Here is an 18,930-nt window from a genome sequence, read left to right on the forward strand (position 1 = left end):
ACCTTTGTCAATTAATAAGTACTTTATACTATTTTTTTGTTTGTTATTGGGGCATAACGCTTTTGCTCAAGTCACAAACAAAGACGTGGTTGCTAAAATAAAGACAGAAGAAATTTCCGAATTAATTAAAATCACTTCGACAGTAACTAATAATACTGATTTAATTAAAAGTTTACGTTATGTGGCTTATGTTTTTAAGGAGAATCCACAATCCAAAAACGTGTCTCGTAACGAACAATCTGGACGATTTGTTTTGCAAGGAAGCGAACAGAAAACTCTTTGTACTACAAATATTAACAGCAAAATAAAAGATAAAGTTACTGCAGTATTATTAATCTATGATTCTGATGATAAATTAGTTGCTAAAGATAGATTTGTAGTTATTAATAATGACGAAGAAAAAGTAAAACGTACTGTTCTTAAAGCTCCTCCCAGAGAGGATTATTATGCTGGTTTTCGTGGAATAATAACTGAAGATACAAAAACAAAACCTGGAAGGGATTTCTATGTAGAGTTTTCATCAGCCTACAGACTTAAACAAATCAATGGTATAGAAATTGTGAAAATTGTTGAAAGATTTAGTTTCGGTAGAAATACAATAATGGAAGTAATTGTTGGAGATAAGGTAGTACATCGATTTTTTGTAAAACCTACCAGAGATTTTATTGAACAACAATCAAAAATTGCTATAATTAACGTTTCAAGATATTTTGTTATTTTAGAGAAAAATAAAAACTATATCAAACAGTATTAAATAAATTACCCAAACATCATGAAAAAACTACTTTTTTTTATTGCCATATTAAGCGTCTTCGGAGTATCAGAATCTTTTTCTCAACAATTGGTATATAAAGCTACTAATCCCAATTTCGGGGGAGATACATTTAATTATCAGTTTTTATTAAGTAGTGCACAGGCACAAAACTCCTTTACTCAAGAAGAAAATACAGACCCAAGAAATGAACAAAGTGATATTGAAGCTTTTACAGAGAATTTGAATAATCAGCTGTTAAATCAGATATCAAGATCTTTATTTTCTCAACAATTTGGTACAAGCGGTACTCTTTCGCCAGGTACCTTTTCTTTTGGCTCTTTAGTTGTAGAAATATTCGAATCCTCAGAAGGATTAGTTATAGACATATTAGATACTACTAATGGAGATCAAACACAAGTTATCATCCCTGGTAACCAATAATTTCTTGTTTTAGATATATTTCTATGAAAAATTATAAACTACTAATATCATTATATTTAATGATATTTATGTTTAGTTGTGGAACTTATTTTAATCAGCCTGTTACTCAAGAGCGTGCTAGATTAGGTGAAGATACTAGAGTAAGTAAATTACTATCCTCATTACCAACTCCCCAACAACCAGTTGTTGTTGGAGTCTACAATTTTAGAGATCAAACAGGACAGTTTAAGCCTACAGAAAATGGTAGTACTTTTAGTACTGCAGTTACTCAAGGATCCACAGCCATTTTATTAAAAGCACTTGAGGATTCAAATTGGTTTATAGCTACAGAGAGAGAAAACTTAAACAACCTTCTTAATGAAAGACAAATTATAAAGTCTACTAGAGAAGAATATTCTAAGTTAAATGGTACTGCTCCTCAAAGATTAAGACCTTTGTTATTTGCAGGAATTTTATTAGAGGGAGGAATTGTCTCCTACGATACTAATATTGTTACTGGAGGATTAGGAGCTAGATATTTTGGTATTGGCGGTTCCACAGAATATAGGCAAGATAGAGTTACTATTTATTTGAGAGCTGTATCTACATCTACGGGTGAGATTTTAAAAACTGTTTATGTGTCAAAAACAATTTTGTCTCAGTCTTTAGATGCAAGTTATTTTAGGTTTGTAAGCTTTCAGAGATTATTAGAAGCTGAAACTGGTTTTACCAGAAATGAACCTGTACAATTGGCAATTACTGAAGCTGTTGAAAAAGCGGTACATTCTTTAATTGTAGAGGGAATATCTGATGAATTATGGTTTGCTGAGGAAGGTGAAGATGAGTCTGTAAATCAGTTGCTTCAGGAATATTATGAGGAGAAAAGTTTATCTAAATCAACAAAGCTTTACGATAGACAGTATAGGGATCGAAGAGGTAAGTCTGCTATTAATCTTTCTGCAGGAACGTCTTTAATAGATGGAGATTTGCCAGATTCTAAACCTGAGATATTCGGACGCATTGGATACAAAAGATACCTTAATGATTACTTAAATATTAATGCAACAATTAACCAGTTTAAATTGCGAAATGAAGGAAATTTGAATGAAGCTTTCACATCTCTAGATTTTAATGCGGAGTTTACAATATTACCTTATGATAATCTTACTCCTTTTATTTATTCAGGTATGGGTGCTAATGGAAGAAATGACTTGGATGATATTGATTTAAAGTTTCAATATGGTGCTGGTCTCGAGTATTTAGTATCAGATCAAATTGGCATTAATTTATTTGCAGAACACAACGTAACTTTTAGCGATGAATTAGATGGTTTTGTCAGTGGAAAAAGAGATGACTACTATTTTAGATTTGGTTTAGGTCTTAATTTTTATTTGTCTCCTCCAACTTATGAAAGAACTCAAAAAAGACGTTTAAGAAAACTAGAGGAGAAGGAGTTAAAATTATTAAGAGATTCTAATAGAAGAAACCTAAAGAATACTAATAAGTTGGAATTTGAAAACACTAGTATATCAAAAAAACAAGCTAGAAGAAAATTAAGAGAGTTAAGAAGGGCTAATAAGAAAGCCAAAAAAGACAATCCTAATAATGGTGATACCAACTAATACTGAGAGAATGAATCAATACATAAAATATATAATTGTAATGGGCTTGACTACAATTCTTTTAGGTTGTAGTGAAGATCCAATAGAAAATTTTGATAAAGGTACTCTAACGGGTATTGCTGTAATATCTGGCAGCAACCTACCTTTAGAGAATGTTAAAATATCTACTAATCCTGGCTTTAGTACTGTATTTACGGATGAAAATGGAGAATTTATTATTGAAGAAATTCCTGTAGAACAATACTCTGTGCAAGCAGAATTAGAAGGCTATCTTACTGCTTTTGAAGGCGTAGAGGTAACTACTGGAGCGACTGTGAACGTGGTTTTTGAAATGGATGTTGAAACGGCAAATAATAGACCTCCAACAACTCCCGTGCTTGTGACGCCTACCGATAATGCAATTGATATTCCATTAGATACACAATTAGTTTGGACAGGTAGTGACCCAGACGAAGATGATATTACTTACAGTATCGAATTGAGAAATAATTTTGATGATGAGGTTTTAAGTTTTTCCACAGTTAATGATACTATGGTAGATATTACGGGATTGAGATTTGGACTAAAATATTTCTGGCAGGTTGGTGCAAAAGACACTGTAAACGAAGACGTGATTCAAAGTGAGGTTAGTGTTTTTGAGACGATTATTGCTCCAGAAAATAGACATGTTTTTGTAAGAAAGGATGGTGGTAATAATGTTATTTTTTCCACTGATACTGAGGGTAATGTTCTCCAATTAACATCTTCAACTATAAACAGTTATAGACCAAGACAGAATCCCGTTGCAGATAAGATAGCATACTTGTCTAATAACGGTTCAGAAACACACATATTTACTATGGACTTTGACGGTTCTAATAAGCAGCAAATAACATCTTTAGTAGCAGTTAATGGGTTTGATTTAGAGGAGATAGATATCGTATGGACACAGAATGGTGGTAGAATACTATACCCTAATTTTGACAGTTTGTACTCTATTAATGTCGATGGTACAGGTCTTCAAGAGGTGTATCAAACCACAGATGGAAGCCTAATCACAGAAGTTTCTATTAGTGCTGACGAAAGTTTAACGGCTATTAAAACCAACGATGTTAGCGGTTACAATGTATCAATTTTCACTATTGATAATTCAGGTGTTGTAATAGATGATATTTTATCTGGTGTCAATGGGGCAGCAGGAGGATTAGATATATCAGTAGATAACCAGTCAGTATTATATTGGTACGATGTGTCTGGTTTTGAAAGTGCTAACTACAGACAATTAGATTCTAGAATTTTTCTTTACAACAGGATAACTATGATTACTGATGATTTATCTGATTCTAAAATAGCTGGAACAAATGATTTTGACTGCCGCTTTACACCTAATGAAGCAGAAATCATATTTACCAACACGTCTAATGACGGAGTTTCTCAGCATAATATTTTAATCACAGATACGAATCCTCTGGATGTTGGTGTTGATAGAGAATTATTTTTAGAAAATGCTCAAATGCCAGACTTTGAATAAATAATATATACTACATAAAAAAGCATTCAAATTTTGAATGCTTTTTTTGTTTCTATTTTAGAAATAGCCATTTATTAAATTATTTTTGTGACATATTCTATATGCAATGAGTCAAGATATAAGTAAAAGATATGCGCAGCGTGGTGTTTCAGCATCAAAAGAAGATGTGCATAACGCAATTAAAAATATTGATAAGGGTTTATTTCCCAAAGCATTCTGCAAAATAGTTCCTGATTATTTGACTAACGATGATGACTATTGTTTGATTATGCATGCTGACGGGGCGGGAACTAAGTCGTCTTTGGCTTACATGTATTGGAAAGAAACCGGAGATGTTTCAGTGTGGAAAGGCATTGCACAAGATGCGCTTATTATGAACATTGACGATTTGTTATGCGTAGGAGCTACAGATAATATTATGTTGTCTTCTACCATTGGGAGAAACAAGAATTTGATTCCAGGCGAAGTAATTTCAGCAATTATAAACGGAACAGAAGAGCTTATAGAGGATTTAAAATCACACGGCGTGACAATCCATTCTACTGGAGGCGAAACTGCCGATGTCGGTGATTTAGTGCGTACAATAATTGTAGATTCTACTGTTACTGCGCGCATAAAACGAAGTGAAGTTATAGACAATGCTAACATAAAGGCTGGAGACGTTATTGTGGGATTAGCTTCGTTTGGTCAAGCAACTTACGAAACTGAGTACAACGGTGGCATGGGAAGCAACGGATTGACTTCTGCTAGGCACGATGTTTTTCATAAGTATTTAACTAAAAAATTCCCTGAAAGTTTTGATGCTGCAGTACCTGAAGAACTCGTCTATTCTGGTCAAACGAGATTAACAGATACAGTCGAAAATTCACCTATAGATGCTGGTAAATTAGTATTATCACCAACAAGAACATATGCGCCAATTATTAAAGCTGTTTTAGATAAATACAACAGCAAAGATGTGCATGGTATGGTACATTGCAGTGGAGGAGCCCAAACAAAGATTCTTCATTTTATAAATAATTTACATATCGTTAAAGACAATATGTTCTCTATTCCGCCATTATTTAAGCTGATTCAAGAGCAATCCAAAACTGATTGGAAAGAAATGTATCAAGTGTTTAACTGTGGTCACCGTATGGAATTATATGTTAATCCAGAAATTGCTGAAGATATTATTTCGATTTCAAAATCATTTAATGTAGATGCGCAAATCGTAGGAAGAGTAGCGGCTTCGGACAAAAAGAGATTAACAATTAAGAGCGATTACGGTATTTTTGAGTATTAATATTCCCTAATTAGGAAATTGCCTTTCATTCAAATACCCATAATCTTCCAACTCACTAAGTTTTTTAATAAGCTTAGTTGTACCATTTTTTAATAGGTAAATGTCATCTGCCATATCGATGACGTCTTCATATCTATGGTCAGTAAGAATAACTATTTTGTTTTTCTTAGTTTCAGTTATCAATGCCTTTATACGTTCTATAATTATCGGTGCAATGCCATTAAAAGGTTCGTCGAGGAAAACAATTTCACTTTTACTCTTCAGAATAATATAAATTTCTACACAACGTCTTTCACCACCAGATAGCTGGCTGAATTTTTGCATCTTATATGGTGCAAATTCTTCAAAATCTTTGATGAATATATCCCAATTAACTTCAAATAAATCAAATAGTTTGTGGAGTTTAAAATGGTTTGGTATAAAGTTGTATTGCGGTAAATATTTTACCAATTTTGTGAGGTACAAAGGTTTTAGAATAGGGATATTGTCAATTCTAATAAACTTGTATTTTGGTTTCAGATTTCCGAAAGCAATATCTAGCAAACTCGATTTTCCACAGCCGTTGCTGCCCAAAATGCCAGTGACTCTTCCAGTTTCAGCTTTTAGGTAAATACCGTTTAAAATACGTTTGTTTTTAAAGTAAAGTTCTACATTGTCTAATTCAAATATCATTTTGTTTTTATGTGAATTCCTTAAAAATAGTAAGGAATATGATGGTTAACACACTGTCTATTAAAAAAAGTATCGAGAATAGCTTCACAGGAGATATTCCCAAATTTTTATAGAATGTTAATTTTCGTCGCTGCGAAGTTTCATGTACATAATACCACGCAAAAACCGTTAAAAATAATTTGGTAATGAGTGCTGGCGCTAAATGAGGGTTAAAAAAACCTATTATGGCGTTAATCACAAATGACCAAACTACAAACGGTTTGTAAAATGCAAGTATAGCTAGGAGACGATGCATATACTCTTGTTAACGCAGTTTACGATTAAATATTTTTGCTTGTTAATATGTCCTCATGAAACTCTAAGCAAAATTGAATAATTATCGTATTTTTACCCTCAATTTTTGATGATAGATGTTAGAAAAAATTCAAATAGTTAAGCAACGTTTCGATGAGGTAAATGACCTTATAATACAACCCGATATTATATCGGACCAGAAACGTTATGTGCAACTTAATAAAGAATACAAAGACCTTAAAAAGATTGTAGACAAAGGCGAAGTTTACAAAGAATTGCTTGATAATATTGCAGAAGCTAAAGAGATTATCGCAGATGGGTCCGATGCCGAAATGGTAGAAATGGCCAAGATGCAATTAGACGAAGCCAAAGAAGGTCTACCAGCTTTAGAAGAAGAAATTCGTTTCCTTCTAATACCTAAAGACCCAGATGATGCTAAAAATGTTGTAGTCGAAGTAAGAGCAGGAACCGGTGGAGATGAAGCAAGTATATTTGCTGGTGATTTATACAGGATGTACTCTAAGTATTGTAGCGATAAAGGTTGGAAGGTCGATGTCGTAAGTACAAGTGAAGGAACTTCGGGTGGTTTTAAAGAAATAATTTTTGAAGTCTCAGGTGAAGATGTTTACGGTACTTTAAAGTTCGAAGCAGGCGTACACCGTGTGCAGCGTGTACCTCAGACCGAAACTCAAGGGCGTGTGCATACTAGTGCTGCTACCGTTATGGTATTGCCAGAAGCCGAAGAATTTGATGTAGAGTTAGACATGACGGAGGTACGTATCGAGCGAACAACATCAACAGGTCCTGGAGGTCAGTCGGTAAACACAACCTATTCGGCAATTAAATTACATCACGAACCAACAGGTATGATTGTAAGTTGCCAAGACCAAAAATCGTCGCACAAAAACCTTGAAAAAGCTTTAAAAGTGTTACGCTCACGTTTATACGAACTGGAGTTAGCCAAGAAACAAGCTGCCGATTCTGAGAAACGTAAAAGTATGGTAAGCTCTGGAGATCGTAGTGCAAAGATTAGAACCTACAATTATCCACAAGGTCGTGTTACAGATCACAGAATAGGATTAACACTTTACGATTTACAGAATATCATCAATGGTGATATCCAAAAAATAATAGACGAATTAATGTTGGCTGAAAATACCGAGTTATTAAAAGCTAACGACGATGTAATTTAAATACTAAGCCTCTTTGTGAGGCTTTTTTTATAAAATGACAACACAACAACTCGTAACTCAAATCAAAAAAAAGCAATCTTTTCTCTGTATAGGATTGGATGTCGATTTAGATAAAATACCTAAGCATTTATTAGAAACTGAAGACCCAATTTTTGCATTTAATAAAGCCGTTATAGATGCCACCCATCACTTATGTGTAGCCTACAAACCTAATACGGCGTTTTATGAAGCTTACGGTATCAAAGGTTGGCAAGCATTAGAAAAGACAATTAAATATCTTAACCAGAATCACCCTGAAATATACACCATTGCAGATGCCAAACGTGGTGATATTGGTAATACAAGTAGTATGTATGCCAAAGCATTTTTCGATGATTTAGGGTTTGATAGTGTAACTGTTGCGCCTTACATGGGTAAGGATTCTGTAGAGCCTTTTTTAGATTTTAAGGATAAGCATACAATTCTTTTAGCTTTGACGTCTAACAAAGGCGCTTTCGATTTTCAGACTAAGACCGTTGATGGGAAAGAACTATACAAACAAGTTTTAGAGACATCAAAAACTTGGGAAAACTCTCAAAATTTGATGTATGTTGTTGGTGCTACGAAGGCTGAATATTTAGCTGAGATACGACAGATTATTCCTAATAGTTTTTTGTTAGTTCCTGGCGTTGGAGCTCAAGGCGGAAACTTACAAGATGTCTGTAAATATGGAATGACTGACGATATAGGATTACTAATTAACTCTTCTAGAGGAATTATTTACGCTTCTAAAAACGAGGATTTTGCTGAAGCAGCTGCAAAGAAAGCATCGGCTCTACAATCTGAAATGAAAGCGATACTTGCTAAGTAAATATTCTGATGATATTTACGGATCAACTCAATAGACAAATTAGTTTAAAAGAAACGCCAAAGCGTATCGTTTCTCTAGTGCCTTCTCAAACCGAATTATTAGTTGATTTAGGTTTAAGAGATGCTATTGTTGGTGTTACGAAATTCTGTATTCATCCTCCAGATTTACGAAAAGAAAAGACGATTGTAGGTGGTACAAAAAATATTAATCTTGAAAAGATTAAAGCGCTTCAACCAGATATAATTCTTTGTAATAAAGAAGAAAATAGCCTCGAAATAGTTGAAAGTCTCGAAGGAATTGCTCCCTTACATATTAGTGATATTTATAACTTGGATAACGCTTTTGAGTTGTTTAAAATGTATGGTCATATCTTTCAGGTTGAAGAAAAAGCGACTTTACTCATTTCGAATATAAAAGAAGAGCGAGAGCGTTTTCAAAATAAAATTGTAAATCAACCAAAGCGAAAAGCTGCATATTTTATTTGGCGTAATCCATGGATGATTTCAGCATCAAATACTTTTATTGATGCTATGCTCAAAGAAGCTAATTTTAGTAATGTATTTAGTTCTGAATCCCGATATGCAGAAATAGGCCTAAACCATCCTGAGTTAAATGAGGCAGATGTTATCATGCTCTCTAGTGAGCCTTATCCTTTCAAAAATAAGCATATTGAAGAGTTAAAAACTATATTTCCAGAGAAGCATATTCAATTAGTTGATGGAGAACTCTTTTCTTGGTATGGAAGTCGACTTAGATGGTCATTTCAATATTTTAGTCAGTTATAGAAAAGAAAAAAGCCGATACTGGCATACCGACTTATTCAACTAACTGACATAATGTGAAATCTAACTAATCTTCTACGTTATAATTTATATAGTTTCGATTATTCGAATGTTATGTTAATATTAGGAGATAATTAAATGTCCTTTAATAACTTTAAGAAAACTAAATCAACATGAAATCATATATTACACTTCTACTTTTCGTTGCTTTTACAATTCAATTAAACGCTCAAAGCACTAATTGCGCTTGTTGTACAGAGAAGCATGCTGAGTTTTCCTTTTGGGAAGGTGAGTGGGAAGTCACTTTACCTAACGGGAATAAAGCTGGGACAAATCAGTTAAAATTAATTCAAAACAAATGTGTACTCCAAGAGAATTGGACGAGTGCTTCCCCAGGTTATACAGGAACGAGCCATAGTTTTTATAACGGAACGAAGAAACAATGGGAACAGGTTTGGATAGACAATCAAGGTGTAAGCTTGCATCTTAAGGGTAATAAAGAAGGGAATCAAATGATTTTAAAGACTGATGAAGCTGTAAATAATGATGGTGATTCATTTATAAATCGTGTCATATGGACAAATAATGAAGATGGTACAGTCAGACAATTATGGGAAGTTATTACACAGACTAAGCAAGGCGAAAAAGTTGTGACTGCCTTTGATGGATTGTATAAAAGAAAGGATTAAAAATTAAGATGATAAAGAAGAATAATCGCGCTCTAGAAATTTTAATTTGTTTATGCGATGGAGCAATTGCATGGCACGATATTCAGCAATATCACTTAGCTCATGGTCAGTTTGTCTAAAGTTATATGCATCTTCAACCAACTGCAAGTAGAGTTCTTTCAGTTTTTGTTTCTTTTTTGAGATTTTTGATGATGCCAACACGACAACTAGGAGTATAAAGATTAACTAATTTTACTTTAAATATAGTTAATTTATTACAAGACAGAAAGTTAAAATTTAAATTAATCTTGCAGTGCAAATACTTTCTTAAGTAAATCTGTTGTTCTTGAAGAGACTTTTGTTCTTATTTCCTTTTCCTCTACTGCAATCATTTTATAAACACCCTTTAAAGCTTCTTGCGTAACATAATCTGTTAAGTCAGGATTCACATCATTAGTTAGAGGTAACTTGTTGTATTTGTTAATAAGATTTACCCAAATTTCGTTAGCTCCAACTTTACTTAGAGAGTTATTTATTACAGGCTTAAATTTATTGTACAAGTCTGTTTGTGTTCTGCCAGTTAGGTATTGTGTTGCGGCATCGTCATTGCCCAATAAAATAGTCTTAGCATCATTAAATGTAATTCCTTTTACAGCGTTTACAAATATTGGTGTTGCTTCTTTAACAGCATCTTCGGCTGCTCTATTTAAAACTTTAAGACCTTCATCTGCTAAGCTTCCAAGTCCAATATCTCTTAAGGTTTTATCTACTTTTTGTAATTCTTCTGGTAATAATATTTTTACCAATTCATTTTTAAAAAATCCATCTTTTTGAGTGAGCTTAGTCACTTGCTTATCTATACCAAAGTCTAGAGCTTGTCTAAGACCTGAAGCCATGTCAGCATTACTAATGGTTCCTTGTGGTAATTGATTAACGACTTGTTGTAATTCTGCACAAGATGTTAGCATAAATATGCATAATAGTATTGCGATAGATTTTTTCATAATAGATTTTTATGTTGAGGCATTATTTCCTAACCAAATATATGCATAAAACTTACGTTTACTTTGTGTTATGAGGCTATTATTTTTTCGGTAATGGTCATATATTGATATAAATAGTAACTTTAGCACGGTATTTGTCATACCTGAGCAGATATTATGATTATGAAAGGATTACGTTTTAAAATTGCAATACTCACATTGTTGTATTGCATAGTCATTAACACTAGCAATGCGCAAATTAAAGTTTCGGAAGTAGTCCAAGAATCTTTGATTGCAAATCCAGATTCTAATAAGCTTTACTTTGTTGATTTTTGGGCAACATGGTGCGGTCCTTGTGTTTTTGCCAAGGAGATGTTAACTGTTCTTCAGAAGCAACATCCAAGTGATTTTTATGTGGTTTCATTATCTGATGAGAATGCAGATAAAGTGAAAGCTTATCTAAAAAAGAAGCCATCAGAGCTAGCCATTGCTGTTGATTTTGAAGAAAATACCTTTAAAAAATTCGGCATATATTCAAGACCTAATGGAATACTATTTAATGCCAAAGGCGAAAAACTATGGCAAGGACATCCAGCAGATTTAAAAGGGAATATGATATCTCGTTTTTTGAGAGAAAATAAATCACGAACATCGTTTTCAAAATTCGTAAAAGTTATTGAAACAAATGTTTCTAAAGAGAAAGAATACTTACCAAAATCAGATATAGAAATTAAAGCTAATAAAAATGCATCTGAAGAATTAGCCATTTCATATGGGACTACGCATGTTAAGTTTGAGGGAAGTTTAATTCATATTTTGAGTTACCTCTCAAAGATTAACGAGCAACAGATTCTACTTAATCCATCAATAAATAAAGTTTATACTATTTATATAAGGACATCTAAAGTTGCAAATAATAACATAGACATTGAGCTTATCAATAAACTTGGGTTGTCTGTTACAGAAAGTTCAACATCAGGGGAGGCCATGACTTTACAAGTTAAAAATCCTAATTTTTGGGATACTAATCAGATTAATTGGGGAGATATGGCGTCTAAGTATCTAGTTAGTGACAGTGATATTTCAGCTGATAATGTAAGCCTTAAAGATATGGCGTATCAATTATCAAAAGCTTTAGACATACCTGTTGTTATATCTTCATCTAACGATAAATATATTTATAGTATTCACGACTGGCAGATACATTATAAGTATTACGAGTTTATGCAAAGTAATCTTGAAGAGTATGGTATTAAGATTAAAAAGGAGAAAGTCAATTATCCACAATATATAATTACAAAAAAAGCACCTTAGAAAGGTGCTTTTTTATTACAATAAAAACGCTTACTTAGTTAGATAATACTCTAAACTCTGTACGTCTGTTTCTCTGGTGTTGTGCTTCAGAACAATCAACGCCATTAGAACATCTGTTTGTTAATCTGCTTTCTCCAAAACCTCTTGCACTAAGTCTGCTTCTTGAGATTCCTTTAGATACTAAATAGTTAACCACAGAATTTGCACGTTGTTGTGATAACGATTGGTTAAAGTCATCATTACCTCTAGAGTCTGTATGAGACATAATCTCAACACTTACGTTAGAGTCTTTCATCAATGGTAATAATGTATTATCTATAGTCTTTTTAGAAGCTGCAGTTAAACGGGCACTACCTAACTCATAGAATACAGGTAATACATTTGGGTCTAAAAGTTCGCAATCTACTTCTTCCCAAGTAGAGATTCCACCTTTTTGGTCTAGTACAGTTCTAGTAATAGTTTCAGACCTAGAAGGTACTGTAGTAGGTATAGCTCTTGCTGGTGTATCTACAACTTGTCTTGTAATGGTTTTATACTCTGCAGGAATTTCAATTTCATTTACTCTTGCTGGAGTTTTTACAACACGCTTTTTGTAAGTAGCGTCACGACCAGCTACTGGGTCGCTTGTTGTCTTTGCGTCAGAAGCTAGGGTAGTAAAAGATACTTCTCTAAACTGTGCAGGATATTCCACAAAACACGCTGCAACACAGTCATCTTTATTTACAGATGGGCAATCTTCTAAAATTTTGTATTCCCATCCAGAAGTCTTAGGATACGTTTCGTAAGTCTTAGAATCTGTTCCAAAAGTTGCAGGAATCACACTTAAATTAGACCCAGCTTCTTTCTTAACATAAGATACTTCAACAGTTTCATATACTGCAGGCACATATTCGTATCTCTTACTTGCTTCTTTTACTAATACACGCTCTTCAACTGTTTTGTAAGTTGCTGGCTGAACCTTTAGAGTTGTATATTCTGGAGACGCTTGGTAAGTTTCTGTAACTTCTTTAAAAGTATCCTTTGTAATACATTTCACATAGCATTTGCCAGGGGTAGGGTTAGATGGTAAGTCTTGCGCATAGCTAAATACTACACTTGCCAAAAAGCAGACTAATAATAGTTTTTGTTTCATGAATAAATTGTTTTGGTTAATGGTTTTTGTTAATTAATTAAAAAGTAAGAATGATAAACTTCGGTACTTTTAAACTTGTAAATAGTTGATTTTTTGAAAGATGGAATTTTAAAAGTAAGAAAATAGATAAATTTTAACAAATTTTTTAGAATTAAATTTCTGTTCTCCCTAGGTTGATTTATTGTAAAGTTGAATAGTTATGCTTTTTTGTGCATTAAACAATTCTTAATAAAAGGTGATGAATTTTATAAATTCAGTAAATTTGCACCACTAAAAAGTAACCCAATTACGAATGAAACAAGTCGCACCATATAAGCCAAAAAACAAAGTACGTATAGTTACAGCTGCATCTCTTTTTGATGGACATGATGCTGCTATAAATATTATGCGCCGTATCATACAATCCACAGGCGTTGAGGTTATTCACTTAGGCCATGATAGAAGCGTAGAGGAAGTGGTTAATACGGCTATTCAAGAAGATGCTAATGCCATTGCAATGACTTCTTATCAAGGCGGACATAATGAGTATTTTAAATACATGTACGACCTTTTGAAAGAAAAAGGAGCAGGCCATATTAAAATTTTCGGCGGTGGCGGCGGAGTTATTCTTCCAGAAGAAATCAAAGACTTAATGGATTATGGGATAACACGAATTTATTCACCAGACGATGGTCGCGAGCTCGGTCTTCAAGGCATGATTAATGATTTGGTTGAAAAATCTGATTTTGCTATCGGAGATAGTTTAAATGGTGAAGTAAAAACACTTCAAAATAAAAATCCTAAAGATATTGCACGTGTAATTTCATCAGCTGAAAATTTTCCAGAAGTCGCAAAAGATGCTTTGAAATATATTGAAGAAAAAAATAAAACATCAAAAACTCCTGTATTGGGTATAACAGGAACTGGTGGTGCCGGTAAATCTTCCTTGGTAGATGAATTGGTAAGACGTTTCCTCATTGATTTTCCTGAAAAAACGATTGGTTTGGTTTCAGTTGACCCTTCAAAACGAAAAACAGGTGGCGCGCTTTTAGGAGATAGAATTCGTATGAACGCCATTAACTCGCCACGAGTTTATATGCGAAGTTTGGCGACACGTCAATCTAACTTGGCATTATCAAAATACGTAAATGAAGCCATTGAAGTTTTAAAAGCTGCGGAATATGATTTAATCATTCTCGAAACTTCTGGTATCGGTCAGTCTGATACCGAAATTATGGAGCACAGTGATGTGGCTTTATATGTAATGACACCAGAATTTGGTGCTGCAACACAACTCGAAAAAATCGATATGCTCGATTTTGCAGATTTAGTAGCCATAAATAAATTCGATAAAAGAGGTGCCTTAGACGCGTTGCGCGATGTAAAGAAGCAATACATGCGTAACAATAATCTTTGGGATGTGCATCAAGATGATTTACCTGTTTTTGGGACTATTGCTTCACAATTTAATGACCCAGGAATGAATACGCTTTACAAATCCATAATGGATAAAATTGTAGAGAAAACAGATGCAGATTTAAAATCTACTTTCGAAATTTCTAAGGAAATGAGTGAGAAGATTTTTGTGATTCCACCAAATCGTACACGTTATTTATCTGAAATTGCTGAAAGTAATCGTACATACGACCAAACGGCTTTAACACAAGTTGAAGTGGCTCAGAAATTATACGGTATTTATAAAACGATTTGTTCTGTGACGAATGTCACCTTGAGCGCAGTCGAAAGGTCCTTTATTGGAAAATTAGGTTTAAATGAAGATGAGATTCTGAATCAAGTTCAGAATGACAATGAAAAAGAATTTACAAATCTTCTTATTAAAGAATTCGACCGCGTAAAAATGAATCTCGACCCATACAATTGGGAAGTAATTACGGGTTGGGACGAAAAAGTAAATCGCTATAAAAATCCAATCTATTCATTTAAAGTTAGAGATAAGGAGATAAAAATTGAAACCCATACCGAATCACTTTCTCATACTCAGATTCCTAAAGTAGCACTTCCAAAGTATTCTGCTTGGGGCGATATTTTAAGATGGACGTTGCAAGAAAATGTGCCAGGTGAATTTCCATATACTTCAGGTTTATATCCATTTAAACGCACGGGTGAAGACCCAACACGAATGTTTGCTGGAGAAGGCGGACCTGAGCGAACTAACAGACGTTTTCACTACGTAAGTATGGGTTTACCTGCAAAGCGTTTATCAACAGCTTTCGATAGTGTAACTTTATACGGAAACGACCCAGATTACAGACCAGATATTTATGGTAAAATTGGAAATGCTGGTGTATCTATCTGTTGTCTAGACGATGCTAAAAAATTGTATTCAGGTTTCAACCTGGCTGACCCAATGACTTCTGTAAGTATGACCATTAATGGTCCTGCACCAATGTTGTTAGGTTTCTTTATGAATGCAGCCATAGACCAACAATGTGAAATATACATCAAAGAAAACGGCTTAGAGAAAGAAGTAGAAGAGAAGATTGCTTCAATTTATAAAGGTAAAGTTCGCCCAAGTTATAATGGCGATTTACCAGAAGGTAACGATGGTTTAGGCTTAATGCTATTGGGTGTTACTGGTGACCAAGTCTTACCTGCAGGCGTATATGCAGATATAAAAGCTAAAACTATTGCTCAAGTTAGAGGTACGGTTCAAGCCGATATCCTTAAAGAAGACCAAGCACAGAATACTTGTATTTTTTCTACAGAATTTGCGTTGCGTTTAATGGGCGATGTGCAAGAGTATTTTATAGATAATGCTGTTCGTAATTTTTATTCAGTATCTATTTCTGGTTATCATATTGCTGAAGCTGGTGCAAATCCAATCACACAATTGGCATTGACGCTTTCTAACGGATTTACCTATGTTGAATATTACCTAAGTCGCGGCATGGATATTAATAAGTTTGGACCAAACTTATCATTCTTCTTCTCTAACGGGATTGACCCAGAATATGCCGTAATTGGACGTGTAGCAAGACGTATTTGGGCAAAGGCACTAAAGCATAAATACAACGCTAATCCAAGAGCGCAAATGTTGAAATATCACATTCAGACTTCAGGACGTAGTTTACATGCTCAAGAAATCGATTTTAATGACATTCGTACAACTTTACAAGCGTTGTATGCTATTTACGACAACTGTAATTCGCTACACACAAATGCGTATGATGAAGCAATTACAACGCCTACGGAAGAATCAGTGCGTCGTGCCATGGCTATTCAGTTAATTATAAATAAGGAATTAGGTTTAGCTAAGAATGAAAACCCAATACAAGGTGCTTTTATTATTGAAGAGTTGACCGACTTAGTTGAAGAAGCTGTGCTGTTAGAATTCGATAGAATAACAGAACGCGGTGGTGTTCTAGGCGCTATGGAAACCATGTACCAACGTAGTAAAATACAAGAAGAAAGTCTGTACTATGAAACCTTGAAGCATAATGGCGAATTCCCAATAATCGGTGTAAACACTTTCTTAAGTAGCAAAGGTTCTCCAACAGTACAACCTGCTGAGGTTATAAGAGCTACGGAAGAAGAGAAGGAGTTTCAAATTCAGACCTTAAAGAATTTACATGAAGCGCAAGACACTTCAGAATTATTGAAAGACTTACAGCACAAAGCAGTGAACAATCAAAATATTTTTGAAGCCCTAATGGAAGTATGTAAAGTTTGTTCTTTAGGGCAGATTACTTCAGCTTTATTTGAGGTTGGCGGTCAATATAGACGAAATATGTAAGCAGAGAGCCAAATTTTGTTTGCAAAATTTGTGCGAATCGCTTACCCTGAGCTAGTCGAAGGGTCTTTTTAGAAGAGATTTAAAGAGAATTTAGAGCCGTGTGAATCGCTTACCCTGAGCTTGTCGAAGGGTGAAATAACTAACTATGTCATTCAAAAAACTAAATCCACTATTAAAGGAAACGCTTGAGCAATTAAATTTTGAAGCACCCTTGCCATTTCAAAAAGAAGCGTTGCCGACTATAAAAAGTGGCGCTGATGCCTATATAATCGGCAAGAAAGGAAGCGGAAAGACTACAGCACTTATCATTCATACGATAAATAAATTAAAAGCAAAAGCCTTTGAAGATTCGCCAAGAGCATTAATCATTGTTGAAAATCAAGATAAAGTTCTTAAACTAGAAGAGGAGTTTTTAAAATATACTGCCAATACAGATTTACGTGTTTACGCTACAAGCGAGCGTTACGATTTCGAAAAACAAAAAGTTGCCATATATTACGGACAAGATATCGTTATTGGTACACCATCTTTTATGACTAAGCTCTATTTTCAGAATGCAATACATCTAGGGCAAATTCAACTTTTTGCATTAGATGATGCTGATTATTTAGGACGCCATAATTCTTATAATCATATTTTAAGGTTGACGGAAAGTATGGATAAGTTTCAGTCTATAATTATAGCAGACGAGTTTAATTCTAAGATTGCCAATTACCAAAATGGATATATGAGTAATGCTAGAGTTTTAAAACTTAAAGATTAATCAGAGGGTCAGCATCCAATGACGCTGTAGTTTTCTAAATTTTTTAAGTTCTTTTCTAAGAATTGGTAAATAATCGCGGCCGTTACTTTTAGTATTTTCTAAGCGCTTACAGTTTTTATACAAACGGTAAGTTAAACGGTCTAAACTCTCAATGTGCTTGTGCTTTTTATCTGAAAAACGTTCGCGCTCAGCATTAAGAATTTCTGGAGCTAAATTTGAAGATTGCTGAATTATATCTCCAGTAAAATAGATATCGTTATTCTCCGTACCATCAATATTTAAAATACACAAATCATCACTTAAGTATGTAGAAATACTTCGAGATAAAATGAAAATATCCATAGCTTTCTGATAAAGCGGAATATTTGAAAGATGTGATGGTATAGAATAGTTCACCTAAATAGCAATTTTACACGAATTTAATTACTTAAACTTAGTTTATGCTTTAGTATTTAAAGTAATTATGTATTTTTACTTTAATTTATGTGTTAATTTTTGTAAAAAAGTTTAAATGAAAATAGATTCACTTAATTGGCAGATTTTGAAGTGTTTACAAGAGAACGCTCGGATGACAAATGTCGAAATAGGAAGGCGTATAGGCGTGAGTTCTCCAGCCGTAGCTGAACGTATAAAAAAAATGGAAGATGCCGAAATTATTCAGTCATATAAAACGCTGATTTCACCTTTTGCTGCGGGATATCAACTTAAAGCCATTATTACACTTCGTGCTTTTATGGGCATGTTAAAACCGTTTTTAGAGAAGGTAAAAACGTATGATGAGGTTATTAATTGTTACCGTATTACAGGAAACGAAAACATTGTGATGGAAGTGGTTTTAAAAAACCAATCGCACTTAGAAAAATTTATTGACCAGCTGATTGTTTATGGAGAAACCAAAACACAGATTGTATTATCTCATGTGGTAAATCATAACGCGGTAAAACCTTTGAAATAA

At 33.9% G+C, this 18,930-nt stretch carries 18 protein-coding genes; 13 read left to right on the forward strand and 5 right to left on the reverse strand.

The window, feature by feature from the left end; all coding sequences use genetic code 11:
- Nucleotides 1-4 precede the first annotated feature (4 nt).
- The 5 genes from BUB95_RS08695 (at nt 5) to BUB95_RS08715 (ending at nt 5,591) form a co-directional block, all read left to right on the forward strand.
- Nucleotides 5-754 (forward strand): CsgE family curli-type amyloid fiber assembly protein, encoded by a 750-nt coding sequence (locus tag BUB95_RS08695; RefSeq protein ID WP_083573356.1) that lies wholly within the window; start codon nt 5-7, stop codon nt 752-754.
- A gap of 18 nt (nt 755-772) precedes the next feature.
- A complete protein-coding gene (locus BUB95_RS08700; protein ID WP_073085563.1) occupies nt 773-1,195 on the forward strand; it encodes a curli assembly protein CsgF in 423 nt (140 codons plus the stop codon).
- Nucleotides 1,196-1,218: 23 nt separating this feature from the next.
- A complete protein-coding gene (locus tag BUB95_RS08705; RefSeq protein WP_083573357.1) occupies nt 1,219-2,796 on the forward strand; it encodes a CsgG/HfaB family protein in 1,578 nt (525 codons plus the stop codon).
- A 10-nt stretch (nt 2,797-2,806) separates the two neighbouring features.
- Entirely contained in the window at nt 2,807-4,306 is a 1,500-nt protein-coding gene (locus BUB95_RS08710; protein ID WP_073087352.1) for a carboxypeptidase regulatory-like domain-containing protein, read from the forward strand.
- Between the two features lie 106 nt (nt 4,307-4,412).
- Nucleotides 4,413-5,591, forward strand: a complete 1,179-nt coding sequence (locus tag BUB95_RS08715) for an AIR synthase related protein (protein ID WP_073085567.1) — start codon at nt 4,413-4,415, stop codon at nt 5,589-5,591.
- 6 nt (nt 5,592-5,597) lie between these two features.
- Here the strand turns inward: BUB95_RS08715 and BUB95_RS08720 are convergent, their stop codons facing one another.
- Nucleotides 5,598-6,263: an ATP-binding cassette domain-containing protein gene (locus BUB95_RS08720; protein ID WP_073085569.1), complete on the reverse strand. Its 666-nt coding sequence runs from the start codon at nt 6,261-6,263 to the stop codon at nt 5,598-5,600.
- Nucleotides 6,264-6,673: 410 nt separating this feature from the next.
- Here BUB95_RS08720 and prfA point away from each other — a divergent pair, with 410 nt between their 5' ends.
- From prfA to BUB95_RS08745, 4 genes are all read left to right on the forward strand, one after another.
- Nucleotides 6,674-7,750 carry a peptide chain release factor 1 gene (gene prfA, locus BUB95_RS08730; RefSeq protein WP_073085573.1) on the forward strand — a complete coding sequence of 359 codons (1,077 nt, stop codon included), beginning with the start codon at nt 6,674-6,676 and terminating at the stop codon, nt 7,748-7,750.
- Nucleotides 7,751-7,784: 34 nt separating this feature from the next.
- The gene (gene pyrF / locus BUB95_RS08735) at nt 7,785-8,600 is read left to right on the forward strand and encodes an orotidine-5'-phosphate decarboxylase (RefSeq protein ID WP_073085576.1); all 816 of its coding nucleotides are present in this window, start codon (nt 7,785-7,787) and stop codon (nt 8,598-8,600) included.
- An 8-nt stretch (nt 8,601-8,608) separates the two neighbouring features.
- Complete coding sequence (locus BUB95_RS08740; protein ID WP_073085578.1) at nt 8,609-9,385, forward strand: ABC transporter substrate-binding protein; 777 nt, start codon at nt 8,609-8,611, stop codon at nt 9,383-9,385.
- A gap of 170 nt (nt 9,386-9,555) precedes the next feature.
- Nucleotides 9,556-10,071: a hypothetical protein gene (locus BUB95_RS08745; protein ID WP_073085580.1), complete on the forward strand. Its 516-nt coding sequence runs from the start codon at nt 9,556-9,558 to the stop codon at nt 10,069-10,071.
- A gap of 3 nt (nt 10,072-10,074) precedes the next feature.
- On the opposite strand, the gene BUB95_RS08750 is transcribed toward BUB95_RS08745, so the two are convergent.
- Both BUB95_RS08750 and BUB95_RS08755 read right to left on the reverse strand, forming a co-directional pair.
- Entirely contained in the window at nt 10,075-10,269 is a 195-nt protein-coding gene (locus BUB95_RS08750; protein WP_073085582.1) for a Lacal_2735 family protein, read from the reverse strand.
- Between the two features lie 83 nt (nt 10,270-10,352).
- A complete protein-coding gene (locus tag BUB95_RS08755) occupies nt 10,353-11,054 on the reverse strand; it encodes a DUF4197 domain-containing protein (protein ID WP_073085584.1) in 702 nt (233 codons plus the stop codon).
- Nucleotides 11,055-11,216: 162 nt separating this feature from the next.
- Between BUB95_RS08755 and BUB95_RS08760 the strand changes: the two genes are divergently transcribed.
- The gene (locus BUB95_RS08760; RefSeq protein ID WP_159432645.1) at nt 11,217-12,347 is read left to right on the forward strand and encodes a TlpA family protein disulfide reductase; all 1,131 of its coding nucleotides are present in this window, start codon (nt 11,217-11,219) and stop codon (nt 12,345-12,347) included.
- A gap of 34 nt (nt 12,348-12,381) precedes the next feature.
- Here BUB95_RS08760 and BUB95_RS08765 read toward each other — a convergent pair whose 3' ends face one another.
- Entirely contained in the window at nt 12,382-13,479 is a 1,098-nt protein-coding gene (locus BUB95_RS08765; RefSeq protein WP_073085588.1) for an OmpA family protein, read from the reverse strand.
- Nucleotides 13,480-13,771: 292 nt separating this feature from the next.
- Here BUB95_RS08765 and BUB95_RS08770 point away from each other — a divergent pair, with 292 nt between their 5' ends.
- Both BUB95_RS08770 and BUB95_RS08775 read left to right on the forward strand, forming a co-directional pair.
- Entirely contained in the window at nt 13,772-17,212 is a 3,441-nt protein-coding gene (locus BUB95_RS08770) for a methylmalonyl-CoA mutase family protein (RefSeq protein WP_073085590.1), read from the forward strand.
- A gap of 145 nt (nt 17,213-17,357) precedes the next feature.
- Nucleotides 17,358-17,975 carry a DEAD/DEAH box helicase gene (locus tag BUB95_RS08775; protein WP_073085592.1) on the forward strand — a complete coding sequence of 206 codons (618 nt, stop codon included), beginning with the start codon at nt 17,358-17,360 and terminating at the stop codon, nt 17,973-17,975.
- On the opposite strand, the gene BUB95_RS08780 is transcribed toward BUB95_RS08775, so the two are convergent.
- Complete coding sequence (locus BUB95_RS08780; protein ID WP_234969253.1) at nt 17,976-18,371, reverse strand: hypothetical protein; 396 nt, start codon at nt 18,369-18,371, stop codon at nt 17,976-17,978.
- A gap of 115 nt (nt 18,372-18,486) precedes the next feature.
- Between BUB95_RS08780 and BUB95_RS08785 the strand changes: the two genes are divergently transcribed.
- Nucleotides 18,487-18,930, forward strand: coding sequence for an Lrp/AsnC family transcriptional regulator (locus BUB95_RS08785; RefSeq protein ID WP_073085596.1), 444 nt, complete (start codon nt 18,487-18,489; stop codon nt 18,928-18,930).

It is taken from the genome of Winogradskyella jejuensis, from assembly GCF_900129745.1.
Lineage (GTDB): Bacteria > Bacteroidota > Bacteroidia > Flavobacteriales > Flavobacteriaceae > Winogradskyella > Winogradskyella jejuensis.

What these genes read in the sequence shown, in the direction of transcription:
- BUB95_RS08745 (WP_073085580.1), top strand. Translation starts at nt 9,556, where the DNA reads ATGAAATCATATATTACACTTCTACTTTTCGTTGCTTTTACAATTCAA.
- BUB95_RS08785 (WP_073085596.1), top strand. Translation starts at nt 18,487, where the DNA reads ATGAAAATAGATTCACTTAATTGGCAGATTTTGAAGTGTTTACAAGAG.
- BUB95_RS08765 (WP_073085588.1), bottom strand. Translation starts at nt 13,479, where the DNA reads ATGAAACAAAAACTATTATTAGTCTGCTTTTTGGCAAGTGTAGTATTT.
- BUB95_RS08775 (WP_073085592.1), top strand. Translation starts at nt 17,358, where the DNA reads ATGTCATTCAAAAAACTAAATCCACTATTAAAGGAAACGCTTGAGCAA.
- BUB95_RS08740 (WP_073085578.1), top strand. Translation starts at nt 8,609, where the DNA reads ATGATATTTACGGATCAACTCAATAGACAAATTAGTTTAAAAGAAACG.
- BUB95_RS08755 (WP_073085584.1), bottom strand. Translation starts at nt 11,054, where the DNA reads ATGAAAAAATCTATCGCAATACTATTATGCATATTTATGCTAACATCT.
- BUB95_RS08715 (WP_073085567.1), top strand. Translation starts at nt 4,413, where the DNA reads ATGAGTCAAGATATAAGTAAAAGATATGCGCAGCGTGGTGTTTCAGCA.
- BUB95_RS08705 (WP_083573357.1), top strand. Translation starts at nt 1,219, where the DNA reads ATGAAAAATTATAAACTACTAATATCATTATATTTAATGATATTTATG.
- prfA (WP_073085573.1), top strand. Translation starts at nt 6,674, where the DNA reads ATGTTAGAAAAAATTCAAATAGTTAAGCAACGTTTCGATGAGGTAAAT.
- BUB95_RS08760 (WP_159432645.1), top strand. Translation starts at nt 11,217, where the DNA reads ATGAAAGGATTACGTTTTAAAATTGCAATACTCACATTGTTGTATTGC.
- BUB95_RS08700 (WP_073085563.1), top strand. Translation starts at nt 773, where the DNA reads ATGAAAAAACTACTTTTTTTTATTGCCATATTAAGCGTCTTCGGAGTA.
- pyrF (WP_073085576.1), top strand. Translation starts at nt 7,785, where the DNA reads ATGACAACACAACAACTCGTAACTCAAATCAAAAAAAAGCAATCTTTT.
- BUB95_RS08720 (WP_073085569.1), bottom strand. Translation starts at nt 6,263, where the DNA reads ATGATATTTGAATTAGACAATGTAGAACTTTACTTTAAAAACAAACGT.
- BUB95_RS08710 (WP_073087352.1), top strand. Translation starts at nt 2,807, where the DNA reads ATGAATCAATACATAAAATATATAATTGTAATGGGCTTGACTACAATT.
- BUB95_RS08770 (WP_073085590.1), top strand. Translation starts at nt 13,772, where the DNA reads ATGAAACAAGTCGCACCATATAAGCCAAAAAACAAAGTACGTATAGTT.